Below are 25,495 nucleotides of genomic sequence, written 5' to 3'. Positions count from 1 at the left end.
CACAATACCCGTTATCGTCCGAAAGACAGTGTCTCAAATCGGTGTTGTGAAATCGAAGCGGGGGTTGTGAGTCTTTCAACGACCACTCGGCAATTCGAACGATATTGCCCGAAGTCGCACGCTCGAAGGCTGTCTCCAGCCGAATACACATTCGCAGCAAGAGAACGGGGTGCGACGAATAGTCGCAGTTTGATTCACACTACCGAAAATCGAGAGACGAGACGGTACTGTGAAAGTGGTCGTTCCAGCCTGACGTCGAAAAGTAGGGACTTGACTACGCGCGAAGACAGCCCAGCGTGATCCGACAAACGCTGAGAAGACACTGTTAGAAGACGCGAATCTGCGAAAGAGATCATCACCACCGCAACTTAGCGTCACCCCCGAAGCGCGCGAGCACCTGTCTCATCTCATCACACCCTTCCGTCCTTCCGGACTCACAGCGGTATTGTGAGTAGCCCACGACGGCTCAGTTGGGCGAGAGAGACTCTCTCGATACCGTACAATTTGTCGCTTTGACTGTGAACGTTCGCTCGCGCAGGCAGTCCACTACAGCAGCCACTCTGCACAAACAGTCCGTTATTCCGAGCGAAATGAACAGTAGCTTCAGACAGAGATATCAGAGAGTCTGTCGTACCACTGTCTGACACAGGTCCGACAGCGAACCTCTTTTTGCACAAAGTATTTACGTGTCGAATTCGGCGAGAGAGCTTCTACCGCCCGAATTTGGGCGTGAGAGAGGATGTCACAATACCCTATTTACCACAAAGCATTTATAACGAGAGGCTTACGTATTCGTTGTACCCCTACCCATGGTGGACGTAGCGAGTACCCCAGCCCAAGTCCGGCGCGCCGACGTGGCGTCGCTGGGCGCCTTCGGTCTCTAGGGTGGGAAAAAGGTGCATCCGCCGACCCGACAACCAACCAAAACCATGACAAACACTAACAAAAAGATCCGCGGCCTGCTTCTGGCTGCGCTGATGGTTACGTCTGTTTTCGCAGGCACCATCGCGTTCGCTGGAACGGCTGCAGCGGCTAACGTCGACGACGGCGACGCTGACGTGCGTGCTGGCAGCCAGACTGCCTTCTACGCAGGTCAGGTCGTTGCGTTCGGCGGCTACTCCGAAGGCGATTCCGTTGACGTATATGCTACGAACGATGACGACCAACGTACGGTCCTCGCCACGCAGGTGAGTGCTGACGCCGACGGCGACGCAGTCGTCGACACAGGCGACCTCGAAGCTGGTGAGACGTACCAGATCGAGGACCCGAGCGGTGACTCCTACAGTACGTTCACCGTCGTTGAGCAGAACTTCGACGTCGACTTCGACGACAGCACCGTCACGAACGGTGACACGAGCGACGCCGAGACCGAACTCGACGTCATCTCGTCGAACCGCGCGGGCAACTTCACAGCTGAAGTCTCCGCAGACGGTCTCGACTCGGACGACCTCGAAACCATCTTCCAGAACTACGACGTCACGAACGTCGACGAGGAAGACGACGTCATCACGGTCACGCTCAACAAGGGTACGACCAACAACGTCGTCTTCACCGACGTCAGTGACGGCGACTACGAGCTGAACTTCTCCGTTACGGACACCACGGCGACTGCATCCGACTCGATCACCGTCTCCGACGCTGGTGACGAGTCTGCTTCCTTCGCGGACAGCAGCGTTGCAGTCGAGCAGGGTGACGCAGGCGAGATTCAGGTCAACCTCCAGAACGCTGAGTCGGCCTACATCCAGGTCGGCGACCAGGATGACGACGGCTACGAGGCTGTCGCGCAGATCACCGACGGTAACGACGACGGCGTCGTCAACGTCACCGTCGACACGTATAACACGAACAACAGCAGCGCCGGTCTGAGCATCGCTGACGCAGACGACACCGAAGACAGCATCGACGTTCTGTCCGACCCGTCTGGCATCGAGGGTCCGCTCGACACCGGTAGCTACGACTTCTACGTGGCAACTGGCGGCGAGAGTGAACTCGAGAACCCGGACGACATCGGTACGCTCTCCGTTGTCGAACGCAACACCGGTAGCGCTCAGTCGTGGACCGCAGCGGCTAACGCTGACGACATCGACAGCGACATGAGTGACGAGGACGTCCTTGCCGCAGTCGAGGACGGCGTCATCACGCAGGACAGCTCGATCGCGAGCTCCGACTACGCAGTCATCCAGTTCACGGAGACCTCCGGTATCTACGGAGCACTCGAAGCTGGTACGGACGACGTTGACGTCACGCTAACTGAAGTCAACCCCGGACAGAATCAGGAAGCTGAAGAGATTGATCTCCTGAACACTGAGGGTATTCAGGTTGTCCCCTCGGACGAGACCAACAACCTGTTCATCATCTTCCAGACCAGTGAAGAACTCGAAGGCGAGTGGAACGCGACGCTCACCGTGAACGAGGGCGACCTCGCTGAGGACGACGAGACCGCATCCACCGAATTCGAAGTCGTCGAACGTGACGCTTCGCTCGACACGAACGACGACGGTGTCGTCGAAGTGACGGCAGAGGAGAACGCGTCCATCACGGGCGAGACCTCCATCGCACCTGGCTCGGAGATCTCGGTCCGCATCCAGTCCGAGTCCGGCGCTGACAACCCGTTCGTCAACCGCCAGACGGTCAACGTCTCTGACGACGGTACGTTCGAGGCTCAGTTCGACACGTCCGAGCTCGAAGCAGGCACGAACTTCACTGCCTCCGTCTCGGCCAGCCCCGGCCTGAGCGGTGACGCGGAAGACTACGAGTACGACGCGACCATCGTCGAAGGTGGCGACGAGACGACGACCACCAACGAGACGACGACTGGTACGGCAGAGACGCCCGGCACCGACGAGACGCCTGGTACGGACGAGACGCCTGGTACGGACGAGACGCCTGGTACGGACGAGACGCCGACCGACCAGACGCCCGGTGACGACACGACGACCACCGAGACCACCTCGCCCGGCTTCGGTGTCGCCGTCGCTCTCATCGCACTCGCCGGCGCTGCGCTCCTCGCAGTCCGCCGCGACTAACGACTGAACCACCGGCTCACGCCGGCCCCTTGCAGTAATTTTTCTTTGCGACGCTACACCGGCCAGCGACAGCTATTTTCACAATTGGAATCCAAATCACTGGCCACAGAGCAACGTGGGTCAGGTGGACAGAAAATCGCAAATCTCACGATTGTCGCTCAGTTTGAGACTGCACACGGGTAGTAGAGAATACGAGGCAGAAGACAGCAGCTCAGTCTTCGCACACTACGTCGCGGAGTTCTTCGAGCAGATCAGGATGATGCTGCTCCAAGACTTCTACATCGGTTTCTAACTCCTCAATTCGGCTTCTAACACGAGAGATGGCCTGATATCGCTTCGAGTCGGAAACTTTGACCTCGCCACTAATTCGCTTCCGGTCGGTTGTTGTCATGATAGCACGGTATTTTCCCACGCACAGAGTACTGGGTGGGAGACACTTCTACGTTAGCACCTATGCCCACAACATAGTTAGTACATATGCTAATGTTTGCTTTGGTGCTAACCTATAAGATAGTGTAGACTGTAGTAGGAGTACGCACAGGACGGCGCAAGAAGCGTCGGGGGTGCTGGAACACCCCTCGACTGTGCTGGAGTGAACCAGCATGACGAACGGCGAACTCAACAGTGAAAACGACAGTGGTACTGATCTGTCAGCAGCAGTCAATATCGGCACAGAATATCGAGTGAATACACTCGCCTCCGGATCTCCCATGGCACTGGAAGCGACGTTCGAAACGCGCTGGAACGGAATTGCATGATGGTGTCTAAGTTCCGTGACGTGTTTGTCCGAATCCAGTCTGATTTGCTTGTCATCGACGATAGCATCATGACAGACCGCCACCACGCCTCGAACGGGAACTACGAAGATACCGACCCACAGAACCAGATCAGTGGCATCATTCCGTCATTCACCCTCTCGGGATGGCTTCGCCATGGGATGGAAAAAGTCGTTCAGGAACGCGATGGTACTGCCTGCCACCCCGGAGAGGCCAATGCCAACTTCCGCAAGGAAGACGTGTACTCCCGCGACCTCGACGCCGGGTATCACCCGAAAGGGGACTGTCTCGAAGGTAAAGAGAGCGATGGGTGCGTGATTCACGACCTCTTCGGTGGCTTTGCGAATCACCCTGGCAAGGTGATGCGCCGGCCGATCAAGTTCTCACCTGTCCGTTCCAGCGTGGACTACACTCGAGGACAGGCTGAAGGCCACTATCGACGGCTGAACCGGAATATCGTCTCTCGAAGCCGTGAGGACAATCGTGAACCGCTCCGCAACACAGAGGTCGACGCAGTAGCGAACCTCGACGGAGCGTGGCATCTGTCGTTCCGTGAGGTTAAGCCGGAGTTTCTTGCTTTGCTTGCGGAAGCTATCGAGTATCTGGATAGCCACCAAACCGACTTCATGCATCAGCTCGGCGGTGCTCGCAATTTCGGAGGGGGAATCGTAGACTGTGAACTCGTGAACCCCCTCTACAATGACACTGAATTCCGGACTGTGTTCAACCGAAGTCGGTCGCGAACACAGACGATGGAGCAGAAAGACGAAGACTGGCAATCCGAGTACTTGTCAGAGTTCAAATCTGCTCTCGATGAGCGGGTTGGAGACGTGAAATGAGCGAGACATTACTCAGGGCCTACCGCCACGACGTACACAAGTTCATCGGAGAGAGCCATGGCAACGCCAGCGAGACGTTCGCTGGAGTTTCAGTAAATCAGCCCGTCCCTGAAGGAGCGGATGGTGATGCGGCAGCACTCTCGCGGCCAATGGGTGAACAGCGACCAACCGTCCCGACTCACACTACTCACTATCGGTTGTCTCTTCTCACTGGAGAGACCGCCTACAATCCAGATAGCTACTCTCAGCAGACAATGAACCGTGAGGTGTCAGAACTCATCGTCACAGAGGATGCACAGACGGCCCACGAACGGTGGCTGAGATCCGACGTGGCCACCGCGTTCAACGAGTCGGGGTATCATCCATACACATCGCTGAAATATCACACTCTCCTCGTAGCGGCGCTGTTGGACAACTACCGCACTGGCAATGAGTTCTCTGAAATTCGACTGGTAGTTGATTCGGGAGCCGAGATTGTCCCATTCAGAACCGTATTCTTAGGGGAAGGGTTTGGACTCCGTCTCGACACCGATGATGGAGGTCGTCCATCTGCTCGGCTTGGAAGCCATCCCTGGCGATCGTGGTCATCAGTGTGGAACCGGTTGACGGCACATCCACTCGATGTTGACGAGAATAAATACGATATGACGCTAGATGCCAATCTGCGGCGTATTTGGTCGTGGAGTACTGCGCTCCAGTACATCGAAGACTACGCTGCCTGGAGGCCCGACCGATGACCCGTATCCAGCAAGTTCTCTGGGAGCTACAGATGGACTACATTGGTCATCCATACTACGTTTCAGGGAATGCGATTCTCCACGCGCTCGGCCAGCACCTTGAGCGAAACACACACCAGTCACTAGCGTCCAGCCACGGGGTATTCGTCCCTGGTCAATTTGGAACCTATCCTGAAGAACACAGTCTGTCAGGCGTTCATCCGTATCTCGGGAGCGGCCTCCACGATGTCGAAGCCTACGACGACCTGTTCATCCAACGGCAGGCATCGCACTCGTGGCTTCTCGACTCCCGTGCTCGAGACGCATTAAACACTCACGACCTCCGTGTTCACGGCGGCCACCCAACGCTTTCTCATGAAACCATCATGGGACGGCGAATCGACCAACGGAACAACCGCAAAACAACGAAGTGGTACGTTCATGCGTATTTACACGCTGACGATCCGACGACGCTTCCAGTCGGTGAAAACGTACTGGATGACATCCAGTTCGGTGGGAAGCGAAACTACGGATACGGAGTGGTTTCGCTCAAAGACACCCAGCTAGTTGACCTAGATGGACTCGACTACTCTCGGCTGGAAGACTCCGAGATGTTCATCATCGAGGTGATGACTCCGTTCGTCCTCGAGTCTGAGTATCCAGCGGCGAACAATTGCGCTATCCCGTGGTGGTGGGCTGAGAACCGCCATGATCTCCGACTTCGGGAGGAGAAGATACTCGAACAGCGTGAAGTCTTTCATCTTCAAACGGTTGATCATGGACAGGTTGTGAAGTATTGTGGTGACCGCCCAGTGGAAACGGCGAGGAACGGCCTTCTACGAGTTGGATCCCACTCGCGATACGGCTTCGGAGAACTCCGAGTGAAACCAGTCGAATCTCAGTGTCAGCAAGCAGTATGAAAGAGGAGGCTACTTTGGGTGAACAACAGGCAAACATGAGGTGGTCCGTGGCTGACCGTGAGGAAGGCTAAATGAAGAAATCGGATTGAGAACAATTTCAACGACAAGGGATTTATTCTATCGAACCGTTACGTCTCCTATGCCCGGTCCCCTCTCCGACGCCCTCGCGTGGGCGGTCATCCTGCTGTTCGGTGCGGGCGTCCTGCTCGACCGCTACGACGAGCGGGTCGCACGCACCACGACCGCCGGCGCGTGGGTGCTGTTCGCCCTCTTTTGGTTACAGCTGATCCCGCACTTCGTCTTCGAGCACAAGAGCTACGTCGAGGGCTTTCTGACCATCGTGGCCGTCCCGGCCAGCGTCTACGCCGGGTGGCTGCTCTACCGCGGCCGCGAGACGCTGTTGGTGCTCTCGCGAGCCGTCGCCGTGATGGGGTTGATCTACCTGCCGTTCGAGACCATCCCGGCCATCGTGATCGGCGGGCTCACCATCCCCGCGCCGCGGCAGTTCCTCATCCAAGCCGTCGCCGACCAGACGGGGTTCCTGATGGGGCTGTTCGGCTACCACCCCGAGGTGGTGATGGGCACCGAGAGCGGCTACCCCAGTGCGTTCCTGTTTGAGACGCCCGAGGGCCACCGTCTGCACTTCGAGATCGTGCTGGCGTGTACCGGCCTCGGCAGCATCGCCATCTTCGCGGGGCTCATCGGCGCGGTGAAAGCGCCGCTGGAGCGCAAACTCCGCGCGCTGGCCATCGCCGTGCCGGTCATCTACGCGCTGAACCTCGCGCGGACGACGTTCATCGGCATCACCTTCGGCAACCAGTCGCTGCAGTTCTTCGTCGACGAGGTGCTGTTCATGTTCGGCTCCTCGGACCCCTACATGGTGTCGTGGTTCATCTCCGACCGCATCATCAGCCAGGTGCTGGCCGTGTTCGTCCTCGTCGGGTTGACCTACGTCGTCGTCCGCGAACTCCCCGAACTGCTGACGGTGATCGAGGACGTCCTCTACATGGCGACGAAGAAGGAATACGACCTGCAGGACGCACTCGACCTGCGCGTGCCGCGAGCCGACGGCGGCGAGCGCGTCGAACGGTTCGAGCGGTAGGTCGCCGACGCGTCGGTGTCGCCGTCGACATCGGCGTCGGCGTCGGCATCTCCGTCGTCGTCGCTGTCGACAGCGCACGAGTCGACGAGCGACCGAGAGAACCAGTCGCAGTCAGTTCCGTTCTCGTCCCGTTCGACAGTGCTGCGTACTTCTGCACTTTTACACTTTTGCGCCCCGAAAGACGTTCTACAGCGGGTCGAGCAGTTCGGCGGGACAGTCGCCGAGCGTCTCCAGCGCCTCCGCCTCGACGTGGTGGAGGTCGCCCGGAATCACGAGCATGTGCAGCGGGTCGCCGAACTCGCGGTCGGCGAGCGCGGAGAGTCGGTCGGCGGCGACGAGCGGGTCGGGGCTCCCCGCGCGGGCGACGACGACCGCGAGTCGGTCCTCCCAGCCGTCGGCGAGCATCCCGGCCGCGGTCGAGGCGGTCATGTACTCCTCGCGATGAGCCTTGATGTCGAGATAGACCAGCGTGTGGAGGCCGCGTTCGAGGTTCGCCTCGACGCTGTCGACGACGCTCTGCGGGACGTCGTCGCCGCCGTGCGCGTAGGGGAACGGGAGCGTGACCGCCTTCCCGAAGCGGTAGTTCTGCAGTCCCGTCAGTCCGGACGCCGCCGACTGGGCGGTGACGCCGTGGACGACGCGCGTCTCGATGCCGCGCTCGACCGCCCGAAGCCGCAGGTCGACGTGGGTGGTCGAGATCATCGTGTCGCCGGCAGTGAGGAAGACGACGTCCTCCTCCTCGGCGGCGTCGAGGATGGGCGTCGGATCCTGTTCGGTGCCGGCGCGGTCGCGGACTTCGACGTCGACGCCGTGGTGCTCGGAGAGTTCCTCGACGGTTGTCCCGATGAGCTTGCTGGTGTAGAACTCCGCGAAGGCGCGGTCCGCCGCCCGGAGTGCGTCGCGGCCTTCGACGGTGATCGAGCGTTCGTCGTAGAGCCCGAGTCCGATGAACGTGAGCATACCCGGGAGTCGTCGGGGCGACTGTATAAGGAGCGCGTTCGAGCGACGTTCGCCGATCCAACGAGACAACGATAAGTAGTCCAGTCGGTAACTGCACATCAGGTGACCCACCCGTGGACGTCGATCACGACCTGTATCTCGCGAAGACGATCGCCTCCCACGCAGAGGTCGAGACGTTAGACACCTACGAGGAACAGCTCCCGCGATACGAGTCGCTCGGTATCAGCTACGTGCCGATTCCGACGGCCGACCGATACTACGACCGTACAGAGGGCGAACTGCGCGAACTCGCCGCCGAGCAGTATCTCGACCCGACGGCTACCATCACCGAGGCACTCCACCGTCTCCAGCGACGTCCCTTTCTCCTGATCGAACCGAGTCCGGACGACCCCGACGGAGACGACGGGACCGACGAGGACGCCCGACGCTACCGGATAATCACGCTCGCCGATCTGAACCGCCGGGAGGTCAAGAGCATGCTCTACACGCTCGTCGCCGAACTGGAGAGCCGACTCGCCCGACGCATCCGTCGGGTCCACGAGTCGACGGACCTCCTCGACGTGGTGAGCGACGACACGGTCGACTACTGGGAGTCCGACCGCGAGGACGGCCTCGAGATCCACATCGTCGACCGGATGTATCTCAACGAGATGAAGCAGGTGTACCGGAACTCCGATCGCCTCGTCGCCCAGTCGTCGTTCGACTCCGGCAACCAGTTCCAACAGCAGCTCCGCGGTCTCGTCGACCTCCGACACAAGGTGATGCATCCGGCCCAGACGCTCGTTCGGAACCGACAGGACGTCGAACGACTGGCCGGACGCGTCGACCGCATCGAACGGGCGATCCAGCGAGTGTAGTCGACGAGCGGAGCCGATCGGGACCGGCGACGGCCGACGCTCGTTCGAGACTAGTGAAACGAAGACGAGCAGCCGGATAAAACGACCCGTGCCACGCAATATCTGACACGGGACAAACGGTATTCAACTAAGGAGGTGTTGTTGGAGACGCTTCCGACGGGCTGTCTGTCATCCCCATTCCACCCTGCCGGAAGTGCGGTCCCGCGACGCATCGGGGTGCCAACTGATTGCGTCGCGGGGCCGTCGACCCCCGAACGACCGACGAGCGACGGCCAACGACGTAACAGCAACAGCGACGCCGACGATACTGACGCCGTCGCCGACCGTGCGTTACACATAATCAAGGAGAAAGCCCATGACTGTAGTCGTGGGATGAATCCGACACTGACCAAAACAGCCATGTCGGGTCGCTTCGTGGGTCATGCTACCGAGTCCGAGGTGAGGATATGCACCGTTCATCGGTTGAGCGGGTAAATGAAGCCCACTATCTCGGTCGGGGGTCGTACTGACTCGACCCATAACCCAACCCTCTCGGACGAGTTGGGAACCTCTCGAAGTCGGGGCACGGTCTGTGACCGTGGAACCCCACAACTTCAGTCGTGGGAGGAAGTCAGTGGTGTCTGCTCCGATACCGATGGAGATCGGTCGCCTCGTCGGGCGGGACGGTCACCCACTCGTCGTCGCCGACGTGGACCTGCACCATCCCCTCCGGGACGTCTGCGTCGACCTCTCGTGTGTGGGCCTCGACGAGATGCGAGAGATACTGCTCTCTGGCGAGTCGTGGCGACGGGGCGAACGTCTGCCACCCACACCCAGACCGTGAACACTGTTTCATACTCTGTGCGCTGGGCGGAGGCGACTGACGTGTAAAACGCTTCTGAATCCGTCCGTCTCGCGGCGACGGATTCCGTCAGGCGAACTGCGAGCCGCACTTCGGACAGTCGTCGGGATACTTCCGGCCGTCGAACGCGGGCAGTCCGAACTCCGACTCGGCAGGTTCCGTGCGTCGAACCGTCGTCCCGCACTCCGAACAGGATTTCATCCTGTGTGGAGTGGTAACGAGGGTATAAGAATACCACGGACGAACGGGTGCGCCTCGACGGCGCACTCCAGAGGGACTTTACCGGCCGCCGTCGTCCTCCCGGCCGACCGGGTAACGGAGTCTGTCCACTCGATCGCCGACTCGTCGGCCGACGACTCCTGCTGGACGCAGACCATGTCAGAGACGAGAACACATCCGTTCGTTCGAGTAGAGTCGCTCGCCCTGATCGCGATCGGCGGGTTCGCCGGCTCGAACCTCCGATACTTCGTCGATCTCTTCCTCCCGGGACTGTACGCGACGGTGGCGGTGAACGCACTCGGGAGCTTCGCGCTCGGCTGCATCTTCTACGCGACGCTCTACTCGGGCGTCCTCGCGGACGAGACGCGGGCCGTCGTCGCCACCGGCTTCCTCTCGTCGTTCACCACCTACAGCACGTTCGCGCTGCAGTCGGCTCAGTCGTCGCCGCCGTGGCTGGTCGCGAACGTCGTCGCGAACTACGCGCTCGGATTCGCGGGCGTGTTGCTCGGGCGGTCGCTCGCTCGGGCGCTCGACCGGAGGTGGTCGTAGTGGTCCAACTCGACCCAGCGCACGTCGTCGGCACGGGCGGCGCGCTCGGCGCGCTGCTCAGACACTACGTGAGCCGACTGGTCGACGTCGAGGCGTACCCGGCCGGGACGTTCGCCGTGAACGTCCTCGGCAGTTTCCTCCTCGGAGTCGTCACGTTCCTCGGCGTCGACGAGACGCTTCTGTTGCTCTTTGGAACCGGTGTCTGCGGGTCGTTCACCACGTTCTCGTCGTTCTCGGTCGAGACGGTCCGCCTCTGGGAGACGGGCGAACCGGCGCGGGCGGTGGCGAACGCCGGAGCCAACCTCGTCGGTGCGGGCGTCGCACTCGGCCTCGCGTGGGGACTCGTCCGACTCCTCGGCTGATGCGGGTCGGTCGGATTCGGTCCGTCGCCCTCGTCGACTCGGAGGCACCACGATCGAGACGATCGAGACCGAAGATCTGTGTACTCGGAACGTTGTTCATTACTGAAGTAACACACTTTGCGTGCGAGAGCCAAACGCCCCCATGAGCGTCATCGGCGAGTTCACGGTTCCCTCGGAGTCGTTCCTGCTCGGCCAGACGCTGGCAGAGGTTCCCGAGATGGTCGTCGAACTCCAACGCGTCGTAGCACACTCCCACAACCGACTCGTCCCGTTCTTCTGGGTGCACTACGGTGACAAAGAGCGATTCGACGCGTTGCTTCGAGACGACCCCACGCTCGACGACATCGTCCAGTTGGACGAGTTCGACCGAGGCACGTCGTACCGTGGCGTGTGGACGAAACACGCGGAGGGAGTGGCGTACGCGTACATCGAACAGGGAGGTGCGATCCTCGAAGCGACCGGCCAGGACGACACGTGGACGCTCCGGATCCGGTTCGACGACGACGAGTCGGTGTCGGAGTTCCACAGCTACTGCCAGAGAGAGGAGATCCCCTTCGTCCTCGACCGCCTGTATCGCCCCTCACAACCGAAGGGTGGCGGACAGTACGGCCTCACGCCCACCCAGCGAGAGACGCTCGTCGAAGCGTACAAACGCGGCTACTACGACGTGCCCCGAGCGGTCAACATGACTGACCTCGCAGACGACCTCGAGACGACACAACAGAGCCTCTCGAAACAGTTCCGACGATCCTACGCGAGTCTGATAGAGAACACGCTCGTCGTGAGTGACGAAGAGCAGATGTGCCCTGACGAATCCTGATATAAATGGGTGTGATAACGCCCAGTCGGAATATTGTGCCCGATGTGCTCGTTCGAGATGCCCGCGCCACCAGTTGGCGTGGGTAGATGCCGGAATGCCGCGCTCGGGTGTGGGCACGCTCACTGCCTATCCCGAGTCGACGGGTGGATCGCGTTCCGGAGCGCTCCTCTATAGTGGCCGGTGCAACGGGTCACTATAGCGTGGGAGACTTCGGAACACCACCTTCGGAGTCGGGTGACGACTCCTGCACTCGCGGTGTCAGTTCGACCGAAGGGGAGTGAGGGGAGTCGACGTACGGTCGCTCTCTGATCTCCCGGGGTGACTCCCTCGCGGCGCTGGCGGCGTGGACCGCCGCGTCGCTCCTCGTCGTTATTGTGTCAAAAGAGCGGTGGAGGAATTGTGAACTACGCTCGGACTCGCTTCGCTCGCCCGGTTTAGTTCAAATCAACCGGTAGCCCTTGCTGTTCACGTTGTTCACAGCAGAAAGCCGGTGGAGGGATTTGAACCCTCGGCCTATTCCTTACGAAGGAATCGCTCTGCCAGCTGAGCTACACCGGCGCGTGCATCGCGTCGGCCGTTCCAACGCACTCCTACCTACCGCCAATACCTCAATAAGGGTTCCGGAATCACGCCACCGTGCGTCGGTGCGCCATGTCACTCACGACGCGTCAACCGGACGTCGAGACAGACGTTGTACTCGTGTGGCGCGTAGGAACGGACGACCCGTTCTTCCAGCACCTCCACGTCGTACTCGGGGTCGGCCGCGGCGCGGACGGCCGCCAGTCCGGGGCCGAACGGGTCGTCCTCGTGTTGGATGTCGTAGAGGTGGAGCACGCAGTCGTCGCCGGCGACGGCGACGGCGGTGTCGAGGAACTCGTCGGCGCTGTGGGGGAGGTTCATCACGACGCGGTCGGCCCAGTCGGTGTAGTCGGCGGCGACGTCGCGGACGTCGCCGTGGATCGCCGTCACGCGGTCCGCGACGCCGTTGCGCTCGGCGTTCGCCCGCAGATAGTCGACCGCCGCCTCGTTGAGATCGACGCCGACGACCTCCGCGCCGCGGGCGGCACACGGGACGGCGAACGGGCCCACGCCGGCGAACATGTCGAAGACGCGTTCTCCTGGCTGGACCTGCTCGACGACGCGGTGGCGTTCGGTGGCGAGTCGCGGCGAGAAGTAGACCGTCGAGATGTCGAGGAGGAACTCGAAGCCGTACTCGCGGTGGACCGTCTCGGTGTCGTCGCCGACGAGCACGTCCCAGTCGCGGACGCGGAGTTCGCCTTTGATCTTCGAGGCGCGGTTGACCACCGTCTCGGCGCGGATGTCCGACTCGACGAGCGCCTCGGCGATAGCCCGGGCGCGCTCGGGGTCGTCCTCGTCGACGATGACGATGTCGCCGAGCCGTTCGTAGCTGGGCTCGAAGCCGAGGACGTCCGCGGGGAGTCGACGTTCCTCGCGCGCGGGCACGTCGTGGTCGACGACGTCGTAGCCGTCGGGAACCCGCGCGACGTCGACGACCGGGATGTAGAGCACGTCCGCGTCGACCACGATGTCGTAGCCGTGATCGAGGAGGTCGGCGTCGGCGAGCGCCTGCCGAGTCGCCTCCCCCTCCTCGCGCGGAACGCGCACACAGGGCACGTTCATATCTCAGCCACGCTACGACCCCGAGTAAGGGTGACGTTTTCGCCCGCTCAGTGCCGGACGGTCCGGGCGTGGACGAGCGCCGTGACGAACAAGACGAGAGAGAGGATCGTCGCGTACGCCAGCCCCGGGAGGAGCGAGAAGGGGTAGAGCCCGATCCACGCGACCCCGGTCACCGCGAGTCCGACGCTCGCGAAGCCGAAGTAGTAGTTCGACCACTCCGACGTCGAGCGCTCGCCGTCGAGGTAGGCGTCCAGTTCCCGGGCCCGCGGGGTGAGCGTGATCCCCTCCCACGTGCGGGCGGCCTCGATGAGCCCCGCGTCTTCGAGCGCCGGCAGATGCGTCTGGTGCAGCGACGTGTACACCCGCTTGCGTTGTTTGTAGGTGACCGCTTCGGGTGTCGTGTCGTTCTCCCAGGCGGCGATCCGCTCGGCGAGCTCGCGGATACCGGCCGGCTCGTCGGACGCACGGAGGAGCCGTAGGACGTCCCTACGGCGCGCGTTCGAGAGAACGGTGAACTTCACGTCTCGAGAGAGTTCGCTGTTCTGTTCCGTGTGAATATTCACCGTGGTTGACGTGCTCATACGTCATACATTCTGTCTGTGGTACAGTATGTATGGGGATGCTGAACGCTGGTACGTGGCGATTACCAGCCCGTTAGGTCGCGTGTACCGTCGGAGCGGCGTCTTCCGGTTTCGGGCTCGCGCGTCGATAATCACTCAGAAAAGCGGGTCGAACGTTCGGTCCCGCCACTCCGGCGGGTCGCTCGAGCGCCGGTCGCGTCTGCCGCGACTCTCAGGGGACGCGACTGCCCGTTCCCACAGTCTCGTCAACTGCCGGACCGTCCGGACGCCCGAGAGCACCACCGTCACCGTCAGCGGGCCGTCGTCCGTGACCACCGTCCGACCACCGACCACGTCCGCACCGGTCGCACTACGGAGCCACTCGCGAGCGCGGTGGACGCCGCGTTCCGACCGCGAGAGCGTCCGCCGCGACCCCGCGACGACGACCCACGCCCCCGCTGCTCGGGAGACGTCACCTCCCGTCCCGCCGGTGGCGGCCGCCCGGACGGTTCGGACGAAGTCGTCGCTCGCCTCGACTGCCGTCGGTTGCCTCGAAAGCTGCCGGATTCGATCGACGAGGCGAGGCTGTCTCGGCGGTGCCACGGCGTATCCGAGCGTCGAGAGCGTCCCCGCTCCGAGGACGGTCTCCAGCGTGACGTCGGCGGCGTCCGACGCGGGAGCGGTGTCGGTGTCCGCTCCGAGCGCGGCGTCGGCGTCCGACGCGGGAACGACGTCGTCACGTTCGTCGTGCGCCGCGTTCGCGTCCGCTCGCTCGTCTGTCCCGGTGGACGCCCGCGACGGTTCCGGCGGACGACCGCCGAACACTGCGTTGACGCTCCAGTCGGTCCCGAAGACCGCCACGAGCCGTCGAGCGAGTTCGGTCACGTCGGTCCGCCCCCGTCGGTCGTCGCCCGCGACGAGCAGGAGGTTGTCGACCTCGCGGACGAACGTGACCAGCGAGCGGACGCTCCGTCGTGCGGTCGCGTCGTCCGCGTCGACGCCCGGGAGGACGCCGAGTCCGTACACCGGCCGCGCGAAGAGCCGACGGAGCTCGCGGGCGACCACCGGTGCACCACCGCCGCCGATCCCGCCGCCGAGCGCCGCGACGATCAGGAAGGCGTCGACGTGGTGAGAGGGGAGGTAGTCGACGCCGGCGAGCACCCGGTCGATGTCCTCGGCGACGATGCTCGCCCCGAGTTCGCTGTCGCCGTCGACGCCGTCGCGACAGGGGTAGGCCGCCCCGACGACGACTCGGGTCGAACGGGAGACGGCGCGGAGGCTCGCCAGGTCCGCAGGTGCCGTGTCGACCGCGACGGTGCCGGCGACGACGCCGCCGTCGAACAGTCGGTCGTACGCCGCGAGACTGTCGACGACGGCACCGCCAACCCGCCCGACGCCGATGAGCGCGAGTTGCAATCGGGTCCCCTCGATAGAGAGAAAGCGAGAGACGGCGATGAGTACTCGCCACCTACCCGGAGAACCACTCGTTTATCGGTGTGTTACAGCGCGTGCCGGGGAGAGCCGGAATCGAAACCGGTGGCAGCGTCCGAACCGAGCGTACGAGCGAGGAGGCGGTCGACACGGCGCTGTTGGCGGCGACTACCCCGAGTTACGCGTCGGCTATCGGGCCGGATCGCTCGGCGACCGAGAACGTACGCGGGCGACGGCGTCGGTGACTGCACCCACCACCTCGTCGGGCGTGGCGACCGTCGCCCGCGAGCGGATCCCGTCGTACATCCGGGCGGCCGTCTCGCCGGCGTAGTTCCGCTCGGCGAACGGTCGCGTCTCGACGAGCACCACCTCGTCGGCCGCCCGGACGGCCTCCAGATTCGCGAGGTTGCCCTCGCCGACCTCGACGTCGGCGACGAGCGTGACGTCCGCCCGTTCGATGCGCTCTCTCACCGTCTCGCGGGTCGCCGGGTCGACCGGCGCAAAGGGGTCGACCGTCACCGCGTCGAGCCCGAGCTGCCGCGCCGTCTCGGTGTCGGAGTCCCCCTCGTTGAGCGCGCCCACAGAGACCTCGTAACCCGCCGCCGAGAGGAGATAGAGGGAACGCGCCGCGCTCCCACCGCCGCCGACGACGTGGACGCGCCCCTCCGCGTCGCCGCCGGTCGGTCGGTCGGGGAGTGCAGTGACGTACACCGACCCCGTCACGGGGTGTCTGGAGACTACGGCGTTCGCCCCGAAGGCGCGTTCGAGCGTCGCCTCCGTCAACACCGACTCGGGTGCGCCCGAGGCGAGGATGCGCCCGTCGCCGAGCAACAGGAGGTCGTCGCAGTAGTGCGCCGCGAGGTTGAGATCGTGGATGGCGGCGACGACCGTCTTGCCGTCGTCGACGAGATCACGGACGAGTTCGAGCGTCCGCACCTGGTGGTTGATGTCGAGACTCGCCGTCGGTTCGTCCAAGAGCAACAGCGGCGTGTCCTGTGCGAGCGCCCGTGCGAGCAACACGCGCTGGCGCTCGCCGCCGGAGATCTCGGTGATCGAGCGATCGGCGAACTGTTCGACCGTCGTCCGGGCCATCGCTCGCTCGACCGTCTCCTGGTCTCGGGGGCGCATCCCGCCGAACCGCGAGAGGTACGGCGTCCGCCCCATTTCGACGGTTTGGCGGACGCTGAAGTCGAACGAGAGACTGGTGTCCTGCGGCACCGTCGCCACGAGTCGGCCCACCTCCTTCGCCGACAGGCCGGAGACGTCCGCGCCGTCGATCCGGACGGTCCCCCGCTCGGGAGTGAGTGCGGCGTTCAGCGTGCGGAGCAGCGTCGTCTTCCCCGCGCCGTTCGGTCCGACAAGCCCGACGAAGGTCCCCGCGTCGGCCGACGCGTTCACGCCGTCGAGGACGCGGACGCCGCCGAGCGAGACGGCGACGTCGTCGACGGAGAGCAGCGGGGCGTCGGCCGGAGTCTCGCCGCTCATAGCTGGTGGACCTCCTGTCGCCGCAGCAGATAGAGGAAGAACGGTGCACCGAGTGCGGCCGTGACGATGCCGACGGGGAGTTCGGCCGTCCCCGACCGGGCGATGGTGTCGGTGGCGACGAGGAACGACGCCCCCGCCAGCGCCGACGTCGGGAGGAGGATGCGGTGGTCCGGACCGACGACCAGTCGGAGCATGTGCGGGACGATGAGGCCGACGAACCCGATGACGCCGGAGACGGAGACGGCCGCGGCGGTGACGACGCTCGCCACCGCCAGCAGCAGTTTCTTCGTGCGGGCGACCTCGATGCCGAGGCTGTGGGCGTCCTCCTCGCCCAGGAGGAGGACGTTCAGATCCCGCGTGTAGACGAGCAGGACGACGAACAGCGGCGAGACGACGGCGGCGGCGACGAGCACCTCGTTCCACGACGTGTTGTCGAGATGTCCCATCAGCCAGTAGACCACCTGGCGGAGACTCTCGCCGCTGTGCAGCAGCATGAACGAGGTGACCGCGCCGAGCAGCGTCTGGACGGCGACTCCCGCGAGCAACAGCGTCGCGACGGGCGTCTTGCCGCCCTCGGTGGCGACGAGGTAGACGCCGAACGCCGTGAGCACCGCGCCGAGGAACGCCGCGCCCTGCAGTTCGAGGCCGAACGGGAGCGCGAACGGGGCGACGATCGAGAGCACCGCGCCGGCGGCCGCTCCCGAGGAGACGCCGATGATAGAGGGGTCGGCCATCGGGTTGCGGAAGAACCCCTGCATCACGACCCCCGCGGCGGCCAGCGCGAAGCCGACGACGGCACCGAGCGCGATGCGCGGGAGTCGGATCTTCGTCACGATGGTCGTGTGGCTGTCCTTCACGTCGAACGCGAAGGGGTGGACGGTGCCGACCTCCGGCGACGGGAGCGGCAGCGTCGTCCCGGCGACGGGGACGCCGGTCGGCGAGAACCCGACCGACGTCGGGACGGCGACGGCGTTCAGCATCGTCTTCGCGACCGTCGACGCCGGGATCGAGACGGGGCCGACGCCGGCGCTGACGAGGACAACGAGCACTAGGAGGATGACCAGCCCGGCGGACCAGGCGGCGGTCTTCGTCGTCGTCTGCATGAAGTAAACCCCACTTTCATTAGGCAAATACTTATTGGGTTAGTGAGTCCGGTCGGACGATGCGAACCACTCGGTCGATCCGTTCGACAGTTCTCGTGTTTCTCGTGACGCTCACCGTCGTCGGTGCCGGTGTGACTCCGGTCGCGGCGGCCGGGAGCGGAGGAACAGTGGCACAGACGCAGACGCAGTGTAGCTTCCCCTTCAGCGCGACCGACGCGACGGGGACCGAAGTGACCGTCGAGGAGCGCCCCGAGCGCGTGACGACGCTCGCGCCGAGCGCCGCTCAGACGATGTGGGAGATCGGCGGTCGCGACCAGGTCGTCGGCGTCTCGCAGTTCGCCAGCTATCTCGACGGGGCGGACTCCCGGACGAACGTCTCTGCGGCCGGGTTCGGCGTCGACGTCGAGAAGGTCGTCGGCACGGAGCCGGATCTCGTGCTCGCGCCGAACACCATCGGCAACGAGACGGTGACGGCGCTCCGCGACGCCGGGCTGACCGTCTACCGCTTCGAGGCGGCGACGTCTATCGAGGACATCGAGGCGAAGACGACGCTCATCGGCCAGCTCACCGGCAACTGTGAGGGCGCGGCGACGGCGAACGCGTGGATGAACCAGAACGTCGAGGCCGCCCAGTCGGCCAGCGAGAGTGCGGACGGCCCGCGAGTCGTCTACCCGCTCGGTGGCGGCTACGTCGCCGGCGAGGAGACGTTCATCGACGCGATGATCACGGCCTCCGGCGGCACCAACGTCGTCGCCGAGGAGGGGCTGAGCGGCTACCCGCAGCTGAGCGACGAGAAGGTGATCGAACTCGCGCCGGAGGTCGTCCTGATCACGTCGCCCGAGGGCGCGGCGATCCTCGACTCCGAGCCGTACGCCAGCACGCCCGCGGCCGAGAACGACAGCACAGTGATGCTCGAAGTGAACTACCTCAACCAGCCCGCGCCCCGGAGCGTCGCCTACACGGTCAGCAACATGACCGCCGGCTTCCACCCCGACGCCTACGGCGAGGAGCAGTTCGTGACGAAGTCCGAGGTGTCGGCGCAGTCGAACGACACTGCCACGGCGGGTGAGGGGACGGCAGCGAACGAGACGGCCGATGTCGCCGCCGACGGTGGCGAGACCGCCGACGTGACGGAGACCACCGAGACGAGCGCCGACAGTCCCGGCTTCGGTCTCACTGCGGCCGTCGTCGCCCTCGCCGCGACGACGCTGCTCGCCCGTCGCCGCCGGTAACGACGGCACTCGCTTCGTTCTCTTCGACGTCGTCTGCGTCCTCCGTCTCGCCGGACGCGATCGCGACACCCGAGGACCACAACCGTATTACGGCCGGACCGCGCCCTTCCGGTATGGTCGAGAACGTCATCTACCCCGCGTACATCGACGCCGGGAAGACGCGGTCGGAGGGGCGACGGGTCCCCCTGAAGGACGCCGTCGAGGAACCGACCGTCGAGGAGATCGCGAAGGCCGTCCAGCAGGTGGGCTACGACGCCGTCGTCGAACGGGACAAGTCCTACTCCCGCGAGTTCGAACAGCGCGGTCGGGTGTTGGTCCAGGGTGCCGACGACTCGAGCAAGAACGACCTCGTGGCCGCCGTCGCAGCCTACGTCGGCATCCTCCGGGACTGATGCAGCGCGTCGGCAGCGTCTCGCGGACGGCACAGAACCTCGCGATCGTCCACTGCGAGGACGAGGGCCACCCCGACATCGGGACGGCCGTCGTCGACGAGTCGCTCTCGCGGGTCGGCCGCGTCGTCGACGTCTTCGGTCCGGTCGACCGTCCCTACGTCGCTATCGCGACCGACAGCGGCGTCCGACTGACCGACCTCGTCGGCCAGAAGCTGTACACTCGGTGAACGAGCACACCACGGTCGACACGCCCCTCCGATCCCCGACGTTCGCCTCTGCGTTACGTTGTCGACGGCGACACTGTCTTACTCGCGAGCCATCAGGTCTTTCTAGCCCCGCTAGAGTGAGTACGTATACCGATGCCAATCGTCGAGTTTACGTCCGAGACGCCCATCTTCCGCCGGGCGCTCGAAGAAGCCCCGTCGACGACCGTGACGGTCATCGACGACCGGATGCCGCCCGACGGCGCGATGAAGCTCATCTTCAGAGCCGAGGGACCGGTGCTCGACAGCTTCGAGGACGGACTCGACGTCGACCCGACGATCGCGACAGTCCGGCGACTCGACGGCGCGGACGGTGGACGACTGTTCCGCGTCAGTTACACGACGCAGGGGATCCGACAGAGCATCACGTCGGTCATCACCGACGAGGACGCCACACTCTCCGATGCGGTCGTCACCGACGACGGCGTCTGGTACCGCATCTGGTTTCCCGACCGGAACTCGCTCAGACGGATCCGAGAGTGGTCGCGGGAGCGCGACCGGTTGTTCCGGGTCGAGAAGATCTACAACGCCGAACCGGCGGAGACGGGGACGCCGTACGGACTCACCGACGCCCAACTGGAGGCGATCCGCCACTGTTTTCGTGACGGCTACTTCCAGGTCCCCCGACAGACCACCTGTACCGACGTCGCCGAGAAACTCGGAATCAGCTCGCAGTCGGTCTCCGAGCGGCTGCGACGCGGGTTGGCGACAGTCATCGAGGAGACGGGGCTGGTGCGGGACGGCACGCTGACCGGGAGTGAGGAGCGCCCGAGCGGCGAGTAGTCGCCGACCTGCGCCGCCGACGTGAGCCGACGTCGCTGTGAGTCGACTCCCTACGCGACATCCACAACTGCAAAGCATCACCACCGCCGAGAGGCGAGCATGAACTCCCGCGCCTACTGGGGTGCCGCGCTCGCGGCGCTCATCTTCCTCCTCGTCCAACTGGGTGCGCTGGCGCTCATCCCGACGTTCGACGCCGCCGGCTACCAGACCATCGAAGACCCCTCCGACCCGACGAACAGCCTGCTCTACATCGGTGCCATCCTCGTGATGACGGCGCTGATGCTCGCGGCGTTCAAGTACAACCTCGATCAGGTCATCCGCGGCATCATCGTCCTGACGAGCGGGATGCTCGCGTGGTACGTCTTCAGCGTCGTCGTCCCCCCGGTCGTCGCCGTCGGCCTCGCGGCGCTCGTGTCGCTGGCGCTGCTCGTCTACCCCGAGTGGTACGTCATCGACACGGCGGGCGTCCTGATGGGCGCGGGTGCGGCGGGGCTGTTCGGTATCAGCTTCGGTCTCCTGCCCGCGGTGGTCCTCCTGACGCTGTTGGCCGTCTACGACGCCATCAGCGTCTACGGCACCGAACACATGCTCGATCTCGCGGAGGGCGTGATGGATCTCAACATCCCGGTCGTGCTCGTCGTCCCGCTGACGCTGTCGTACTCGCTGCTCGACGACGGTGCGGCCGAGACGAGCGGTTCCGAGAGCGGCACCGCCACCGACGGCGGCGGGAAGGGCGCGTCGACGGAGCAAACTGACGACGCAGTCGGGACGACCGAGGTGGCGGAGACAGACGCCGAGGTGGCGGAAACGGACGCCGAGACGACCGAGACCGACGAGTCCCGCGGCGAGGCAGTCTCGCCCGACGCCGCCGACCGCGACGCCTTCTTCATCGGCCTCGGCGACGCGGTGATGCCGACCGTGATGGTCGCCAGCGCGGCGTTCTTCCTCGACGCCGGCAACCTCGGCCTCGCGGTCCTCCCGGCGCTGAACCTCGCCGCGTTGCTCGCGATGGTCGGGACGTTCGTCGGTCTCGGCGTCCTGCTGTGGCTGGTGATGAAGGGTCGCGCCCACGCCGGTCTGCCGCTGTTGAACGGCGGAGCCATCGGCGGCTACCTGCTCGGGGCGGTGCTCTCGGGCGTCTCGCTGATAGAGGCGCTCGGACTCGGCCCGTACCTCTGATAGGGGTTCTCGTCGGAGTTCAGCGATTCGGAGGGGGGAGAATCAGCCTACGTGGTTGCCCGGCGGTCCCCGGTCCTCCGGCTGGCGACGAGAATCCCGCTGAGCGGTCACTCTCTCTGCCCGGACTGCTTCGTAGACGTAGCCACCCACTGCGCCGAGAGGGAGCGTCAACCAGAAGGTCAAGAGGAGAGCGACGACGCCGAAAAGAACGCCACCACCGACGGCACCTGTCAGCTGACCCTCGAGCGGCGTTCCAGCGATATAACTCTGCGGCCGGAGCAGCACGAGGATCACGCCGAGCGTCGCAACGGGGTAGGTCAAGAGCGCGACGAGTAACCCGGCAACGGCACCGGCGAGCGGTGACCCGACCGGGACGGACCGCCACGTGAGCCACCCCAAGCCGAACGCGACCGGGACGACGAGCGGGTACGCGGCGAGGGCGAGGATGCCGAATCCGATCACGTCGCTCGTACCCATCCCCGGTATCGCGCTGACGACGAGCGTGAGGAGGACGAACGCCGACGTCGCGAGGAACGCCGCCGACGCGCACGTGTAACCCGCACCGACGGCGTGTCGGTCGGCTCCCGGTAACCGACCGGGACCGAACCGTTTGCACGCGCGGCCGACACCGGCGACGAGAGGTCGACTCATGTATGAGTATCGCTCCGTCTCCTGAAGAACCCCGCTGGTGAGAGGAGTTCAGCTCGGTCGCCACCGCAGAGAGCGAACTGCGAACGCTACTTCTCGTCTGCGCCCTCGCGGACCTTCACGGCCATCCCCGTCTGGAAGTCGAGGATGGCGTCCGCCGAGAGTTCTGCGCGACCGACGCCGAGCAGGTCGCCGTCGACGTGGACGACCGCCACCTCGTCGCCGGGGCGGATCGCCGGGTCGACGCCGTCGACGAACTTCGCGAAGACGTTCTTCCCGTCGCGGACGAACGGTTCGCTCTCGTCGCCGACGACGACGCGGTTCGCGGGAGTTTCTCGGGCCTCGACGAGTCGACGGCCGCCGGCGACGCCGAGCGTGAACCGGCCGTCGGTGCCGTAGGAGACGAGTCGCCCGTCGTCCGCGTGGATCTGTCGTGGGCGACCGCTCGTCGACCGCGAGATCCGAAGCTCTTCGTCCGTCGGGAACAGCGCGTCGCCGGCGCTCGCCCCGAACTGGTAGTCCGCAACGATCCGCAGATCCGCCAGCTCCTCCGCGTCACTCATAGCTTGGCGTTGCCGACGCGCCGGGAAAGCGGCTTCGGATGGCGTCTGACGGGCGTGATGGCGTTCGACGACGCCGACGCCGAGGGAAGCGACTACAGCAGGAACGTCTCTTCACGTTCGGTCATGTCGACGAAGGAGTCTGCGGCCTCGACGAGTTCGTCGGCCGTCGAGTTGCCGAACGCGAGCACCTCGATGCGGACGCCCTCGTGACGGAGATGCGAGCAGAGCCGCGCGAAGTCGCCGTCGCCGGAACAGAGGACGACCGTGTCGACGTGGTTCGCGAGCGTCACCGCGTCGAGGGCGATACCGAGGTCCCAGTCGGCCTTCTTCGACCCGTCGCCGAACGTCTTGATGTCCTTGATCTTCGTCTCGAACCCGATGTCGACGAGCGCGTCGAAGAACCGCTCTTCGTCCGGCGAGTCCGCACGGATGACGTAGGCGATCGCTCGCGTCAACTCGCGTCCCTGCACCGACTTCTCCAAGAGCGACGAGTAGTCGATGTTCCGCGAGTAGAGACTCTGAGAGGTGTGATAGAGGTTCTGCGCGTCCGCCAGCACGGCGACGCGCTGGTTCGGGTGGATGTCGGCCATTACCGGGGAGACCGCCTGGAGCGGCATAGAAGCTTCGTCCGGCCGCGCGACCGGCGCGTCGTCGACGTCGGTCGACGACCGCGGCCCCCGAACGACCAGCGTTCCCGACGACGTCCCCGCCGACGACCACCGCATCCGTCGCCCTCGACGGCGATTCGCCGCCGATTAGTCGTAAAATATGAACGTCTGTTTATCTGTTGAATCGGGGCGTGTGCCATTTCTCTACTGCCATCACCCATATAACTCCATCTGTTTCGAACCGTGTCACTGTTTCAGACGGGTCGAAACGGCAATATTACGGTACGTATAGCAAACACCGACATTCGAGAAGTGAAGGTCGAAATGGTTGAACACGAACCGACGCGGCGAGCGTTCCTCGCCACGACGGGTGTAGCGTTTGCAGGACTCGGCGCGTCGACCGTCGCCGGCGACTCGGGCTCCGTCACGAACGGCTCGTTCTCGATCTTGGAGGGGACGGCCGCGGAGACGGCCGTCCACGTCACGACGGTCGACGCCGACGGCCCGACCGTGGTGGTGGTCGGTGGACTGCACGGCGACGAGGAGGGCGGCTACCGGGCCGCCGCCAACATCGCCGAGTGGGAGATCGAGTCGGGACAGCTCGTCGTGATTCCGCGAGCGAACGCTCGCGCCATCGAGCGAGGGACGCGAACCGCCGCCGACGGCGTCGACCTGAACCGCGAGTTCCCGACCGGTCGTGACCCGACGTACGAACTGGCACAGGCCATCTGGAGCGTCATCACCGAGTACGACCCGGACGTCTTCGTCGATCTGCAGGAGTCGTTCCGACTCTACGACGGCGACGCGAGCGACGGCGTCGGCCAGGCGATCTTCCGCTCTCTGGACGTGGAGGCAGCAGCCAAGGCCGGCGAGGCCGTCAGACACGTGAACGGAAACTACGTCGACAACGACACGAACGACTTCGAGATCGGCTACTTCTCGGCTCCGGAGGTGAAACCCGACGGACTCCTCGCACACAAGGTCGCTCGCGACCTCGACAGCCTCGGGTTCCTCGTCGAGACGCTCTCGAGCGGGCCAGCACTCGAGACGCGAATCGAGTGGCACGAGGTGGTCGTCCGCAAACTCACCGAGGAGGAACTGTTCGACGGTGACGCCGACGCACCCGAAGACGACGAGGGCGAACAGCCGCCGGCGGAGGACGACCAACAGCCACCCGAAGACGAGAACGAAGACGTGCCCACCGACGACGAGGACGAGGACGACCCGTCCGAGGAGCCCCCGAACGAGAAGCCGACGCCCGTCATCGAGACGACGCCGTCGAAGGCCGAGACGCTCGACCTCGCTCGCGGCGACACGGTGACGTTCACGGCGTCGGCCTCGACGGACACGGACGGCGAGATCGACAGCTACGAGTGGGACCTCGACGGCGACGGCCGGTTCGAGCAGACGGGCGACACCGCCGAGCTGACGCTGAACGCCTGCGGTGACTACCCGGTCACGCTCCGCGTCACCGACGACGAGGGCGCGACACAGACGACCGGACTCACCGTCTCGACGGAGGGCGAGTAGTCGCGTCGGCTCGGAGACGTCGGCCCACTCTGCCCTCTCCCCACCCAGTCTGACATCCCATCCGCCCTCCTCGCGTCTGTCCCCGCTCCG

28 protein-coding genes and 1 tRNA gene are annotated in these 25,495 nt (G+C 64.4%); 16 read left to right on the top strand and 13 right to left on the bottom strand.

Going from position 1 to position 25,495, the window contains the following annotated elements; genetic code table 11:
- Positions 1-929 precede the first annotated feature (929 nt).
- Positions 930-3,026, top strand: coding sequence for a BGTF surface domain-containing protein (locus EOHIBHHM_RS01785; RefSeq protein WP_497254039.1), 2,097 nt, complete (start codon positions 930-932; stop codon positions 3,024-3,026).
- A gap of 211 nt (positions 3,027-3,237) precedes the next feature.
- On the opposite strand, the gene EOHIBHHM_RS01780 is transcribed toward EOHIBHHM_RS01785, so the two are convergent.
- Complete coding sequence (locus EOHIBHHM_RS01780; RefSeq protein WP_497254037.1) at positions 3,238-3,417, bottom strand: hypothetical protein; 180 nt, start codon at positions 3,415-3,417, stop codon at positions 3,238-3,240.
- A 211-nt stretch (positions 3,418-3,628) separates the two neighbouring features.
- Here EOHIBHHM_RS01780 and EOHIBHHM_RS01775 point away from each other — a divergent pair, with 211 nt between their 5' ends.
- The 5 genes from EOHIBHHM_RS01775 to artA all read left to right on the top strand — a co-directional run bounded on the left by EOHIBHHM_RS01775 (position 3,629) and on the right by artA (position 7,379).
- A complete protein-coding gene (locus tag EOHIBHHM_RS01775) occupies positions 3,629-3,784 on the top strand; it encodes a hypothetical protein (protein WP_497254035.1) in 156 nt (51 codons plus the stop codon).
- Positions 3,781-4,641 (top strand): hypothetical protein, encoded by an 861-nt coding sequence (locus EOHIBHHM_RS01770; protein ID WP_497254033.1) that lies wholly within the window; start codon positions 3,781-3,783, stop codon positions 4,639-4,641. The genes EOHIBHHM_RS01775 and EOHIBHHM_RS01770 overlap by 4 nt, the downstream gene beginning before the upstream one ends.
- On the top strand, positions 4,638-5,378 hold the full coding sequence (locus tag EOHIBHHM_RS01765) for a DUF8168 family protein (RefSeq protein ID WP_497254031.1): 741 nt from the start codon (positions 4,638-4,640) through the stop codon (positions 5,376-5,378). The genes EOHIBHHM_RS01770 and EOHIBHHM_RS01765 overlap by 4 nt, the downstream gene beginning before the upstream one ends.
- The gene (locus EOHIBHHM_RS01760) at positions 5,375-6,277 is read left to right on the top strand and encodes a hypothetical protein (protein WP_497254029.1); all 903 of its coding nucleotides are present in this window, start codon (positions 5,375-5,377) and stop codon (positions 6,275-6,277) included. The genes EOHIBHHM_RS01765 and EOHIBHHM_RS01760 overlap by 4 nt, the downstream gene beginning before the upstream one ends.
- A 139-nt stretch (positions 6,278-6,416) precedes the next feature.
- Positions 6,417-7,379, top strand: coding sequence for an archaeosortase A (gene artA, locus EOHIBHHM_RS01755; RefSeq protein WP_497254027.1), 963 nt, complete (start codon positions 6,417-6,419; stop codon positions 7,377-7,379).
- Between the two features lie 186 nt (positions 7,380-7,565).
- Here the strand turns inward: artA and dph5 are convergent, their stop codons facing one another.
- On the bottom strand, positions 7,566-8,339 hold the full coding sequence (gene dph5, locus EOHIBHHM_RS01750) for a diphthine synthase (protein ID WP_497254025.1): 774 nt from the start codon (positions 8,337-8,339) through the stop codon (positions 7,566-7,568).
- Between the two features lie 113 nt (positions 8,340-8,452).
- Here dph5 and EOHIBHHM_RS01745 point away from each other — a divergent pair, with 113 nt between their 5' ends.
- Entirely contained in the window at positions 8,453-9,196 is a 744-nt protein-coding gene (locus tag EOHIBHHM_RS01745; RefSeq protein ID WP_497254023.1) for a hypothetical protein, read from the top strand.
- Positions 9,197-9,806: 610 nt separating this feature from the next.
- Here EOHIBHHM_RS01745 and EOHIBHHM_RS01740 read toward each other — a convergent pair.
- Together EOHIBHHM_RS01740 and EOHIBHHM_RS01735 are read right to left on the bottom strand one after the other, a co-directional pair.
- Positions 9,807-10,031, bottom strand: coding sequence for a hypothetical protein (locus EOHIBHHM_RS01740; protein WP_497254021.1), 225 nt, complete (start codon positions 10,029-10,031; stop codon positions 9,807-9,809).
- A gap of 75 nt (positions 10,032-10,106) precedes the next feature.
- Positions 10,107-10,238 carry a hypothetical protein gene (locus EOHIBHHM_RS01735; protein ID WP_497254019.1) on the bottom strand — a complete coding sequence of 44 codons (132 nt, stop codon included), beginning with the start codon at positions 10,236-10,238 and terminating at the stop codon, positions 10,107-10,109.
- A gap of 174 nt (positions 10,239-10,412) precedes the next feature.
- Between EOHIBHHM_RS01735 and EOHIBHHM_RS01730 the strand changes: the two genes are divergently transcribed.
- The 3 genes from EOHIBHHM_RS01730 (at position 10,413) to EOHIBHHM_RS01720 (ending at position 11,987) form a co-directional block, all read left to right on the top strand.
- Positions 10,413-10,805: a fluoride efflux transporter FluC gene (locus EOHIBHHM_RS01730; protein ID WP_497254017.1), complete on the top strand. Its 393-nt coding sequence runs from the start codon at positions 10,413-10,415 to the stop codon at positions 10,803-10,805.
- The gene (crcB, locus tag EOHIBHHM_RS01725) at positions 10,805-11,167 is read left to right on the top strand and encodes a fluoride efflux transporter CrcB (RefSeq protein ID WP_497254015.1); all 363 of its coding nucleotides are present in this window, start codon (positions 10,805-10,807) and stop codon (positions 11,165-11,167) included. Before EOHIBHHM_RS01730 ends, crcB begins: the two co-directional genes overlap by 1 nt.
- A 142-nt stretch (positions 11,168-11,309) precedes the next feature.
- The gene (locus tag EOHIBHHM_RS01720) at positions 11,310-11,987 is read left to right on the top strand and encodes a helix-turn-helix domain-containing protein (RefSeq protein ID WP_497254013.1); all 678 of its coding nucleotides are present in this window, start codon (positions 11,310-11,312) and stop codon (positions 11,985-11,987) included.
- 485 nt (positions 11,988-12,472) lie between these two features.
- Here the strand turns inward: EOHIBHHM_RS01720 and EOHIBHHM_RS01715 are convergent.
- The 6 genes from EOHIBHHM_RS01715 to btuC all read right to left on the bottom strand — a co-directional run bounded on the left by EOHIBHHM_RS01715 (position 12,473) and on the right by btuC (position 18,207).
- Positions 12,473-12,545: transfer RNA gene (locus EOHIBHHM_RS01715), tRNA-Thr, on the bottom strand.
- A 96-nt stretch (positions 12,546-12,641) separates the two neighbouring features.
- On the bottom strand, positions 12,642-13,628 hold the full coding sequence (locus tag EOHIBHHM_RS01710) for a class I SAM-dependent methyltransferase (RefSeq protein ID WP_497254011.1): 987 nt from the start codon (positions 13,626-13,628) through the stop codon (positions 12,642-12,644).
- 47 nt (positions 13,629-13,675) lie between these two features.
- The gene (locus EOHIBHHM_RS01705; RefSeq protein WP_497254009.1) at positions 13,676-14,209 is read right to left on the bottom strand and encodes a DUF7344 domain-containing protein; all 534 of its coding nucleotides are present in this window, start codon (positions 14,207-14,209) and stop codon (positions 13,676-13,678) included.
- A 135-nt stretch (positions 14,210-14,344) separates the two neighbouring features.
- Entirely contained in the window at positions 14,345-15,604 is a 1,260-nt protein-coding gene (locus tag EOHIBHHM_RS01700) for an FtsZ/tubulin family protein (RefSeq protein WP_497254007.1), read from the bottom strand.
- Between the two features lie 204 nt (positions 15,605-15,808).
- On the bottom strand, positions 15,809-17,104 hold the full coding sequence (locus EOHIBHHM_RS01695) for a heme ABC transporter ATP-binding protein (protein ID WP_497254005.1): 1,296 nt from the start codon (positions 17,102-17,104) through the stop codon (positions 15,809-15,811).
- Positions 17,101-18,207 (bottom strand): vitamin B12 ABC transporter permease BtuC, encoded by a 1,107-nt coding sequence (gene btuC / locus EOHIBHHM_RS01690; RefSeq protein ID WP_497254003.1) that lies wholly within the window; start codon positions 18,205-18,207, stop codon positions 17,101-17,103. Before btuC ends, EOHIBHHM_RS01695 begins: the two co-directional genes overlap by 4 nt.
- Before the next feature lie 59 nt (positions 18,208-18,266).
- On the opposite strand from btuC, the gene EOHIBHHM_RS01685 reads away from it, so the two are divergent.
- The 5 genes from EOHIBHHM_RS01685 (at position 18,267) to EOHIBHHM_RS01665 (ending at position 22,056) form a co-directional block, all read left to right on the top strand.
- Positions 18,267-19,439 carry a PGF-CTERM-anchored ABC transporter substrate-binding protein gene (locus EOHIBHHM_RS01685; protein WP_497254001.1) on the top strand — a complete coding sequence of 391 codons (1,173 nt, stop codon included), beginning with the start codon at positions 18,267-18,269 and terminating at the stop codon, positions 19,437-19,439.
- 113 nt (positions 19,440-19,552) lie between these two features.
- Complete coding sequence (gene srp19 / locus EOHIBHHM_RS01680; RefSeq protein ID WP_497253999.1) at positions 19,553-19,831, top strand: signal recognition particle subunit SRP19; 279 nt, start codon at positions 19,553-19,555, stop codon at positions 19,829-19,831.
- Positions 19,831-20,058: an H/ACA ribonucleoprotein complex subunit GAR1 gene (locus tag EOHIBHHM_RS01675; protein WP_497253997.1), complete on the top strand. Its 228-nt coding sequence runs from the start codon at positions 19,831-19,833 to the stop codon at positions 20,056-20,058. Before srp19 ends, EOHIBHHM_RS01675 begins: the two co-directional genes overlap by 1 nt.
- A 132-nt stretch (positions 20,059-20,190) precedes the next feature.
- Positions 20,191-20,877, top strand: a complete 687-nt coding sequence (locus EOHIBHHM_RS01670; RefSeq protein WP_497253995.1) for a helix-turn-helix domain-containing protein — start codon at positions 20,191-20,193, stop codon at positions 20,875-20,877.
- 99 nt (positions 20,878-20,976) lie between these two features.
- Positions 20,977-22,056: a presenilin family intramembrane aspartyl protease PSH gene (locus EOHIBHHM_RS01665; RefSeq protein ID WP_497253993.1), complete on the top strand. Its 1,080-nt coding sequence runs from the start codon at positions 20,977-20,979 to the stop codon at positions 22,054-22,056.
- A gap of 42 nt (positions 22,057-22,098) precedes the next feature.
- Here the strand turns inward: EOHIBHHM_RS01665 and EOHIBHHM_RS01660 are convergent, their stop codons facing one another.
- The 3 genes from EOHIBHHM_RS01660 to EOHIBHHM_RS01650 form a co-directional block, all read right to left on the bottom strand.
- The gene (locus EOHIBHHM_RS01660; protein ID WP_497253991.1) at positions 22,099-22,707 is read right to left on the bottom strand and encodes a hypothetical protein; all 609 of its coding nucleotides are present in this window, start codon (positions 22,705-22,707) and stop codon (positions 22,099-22,101) included.
- A gap of 86 nt (positions 22,708-22,793) precedes the next feature.
- Positions 22,794-23,267: a PUA domain-containing protein gene (locus EOHIBHHM_RS01655; protein WP_497253989.1), complete on the bottom strand. Its 474-nt coding sequence runs from the start codon at positions 23,265-23,267 to the stop codon at positions 22,794-22,796.
- Between the two features lie 92 nt (positions 23,268-23,359).
- Positions 23,360-23,857 carry a LabA-like NYN domain-containing protein gene (locus EOHIBHHM_RS01650; RefSeq protein ID WP_497256878.1) on the bottom strand — a complete coding sequence of 166 codons (498 nt, stop codon included), beginning with the start codon at positions 23,855-23,857 and terminating at the stop codon, positions 23,360-23,362.
- 342 nt (positions 23,858-24,199) lie between these two features.
- Here EOHIBHHM_RS01650 and EOHIBHHM_RS01645 point away from each other — a divergent pair, with 342 nt between their 5' ends.
- Positions 24,200-25,405, top strand: coding sequence for a PKD domain-containing protein (locus tag EOHIBHHM_RS01645; RefSeq protein ID WP_497253987.1), 1,206 nt, complete (start codon positions 24,200-24,202; stop codon positions 25,403-25,405).
- Positions 25,406-25,495: the final 90 nt, after the last annotated feature.

It is taken from the genome of Halogranum roseipondis (genome assembly GCF_059695585.1).
The sequence above is the reverse complement of the archived record's forward strand: the minus strand, read 5'-3'. Positions and strand labels throughout refer to the sequence as shown.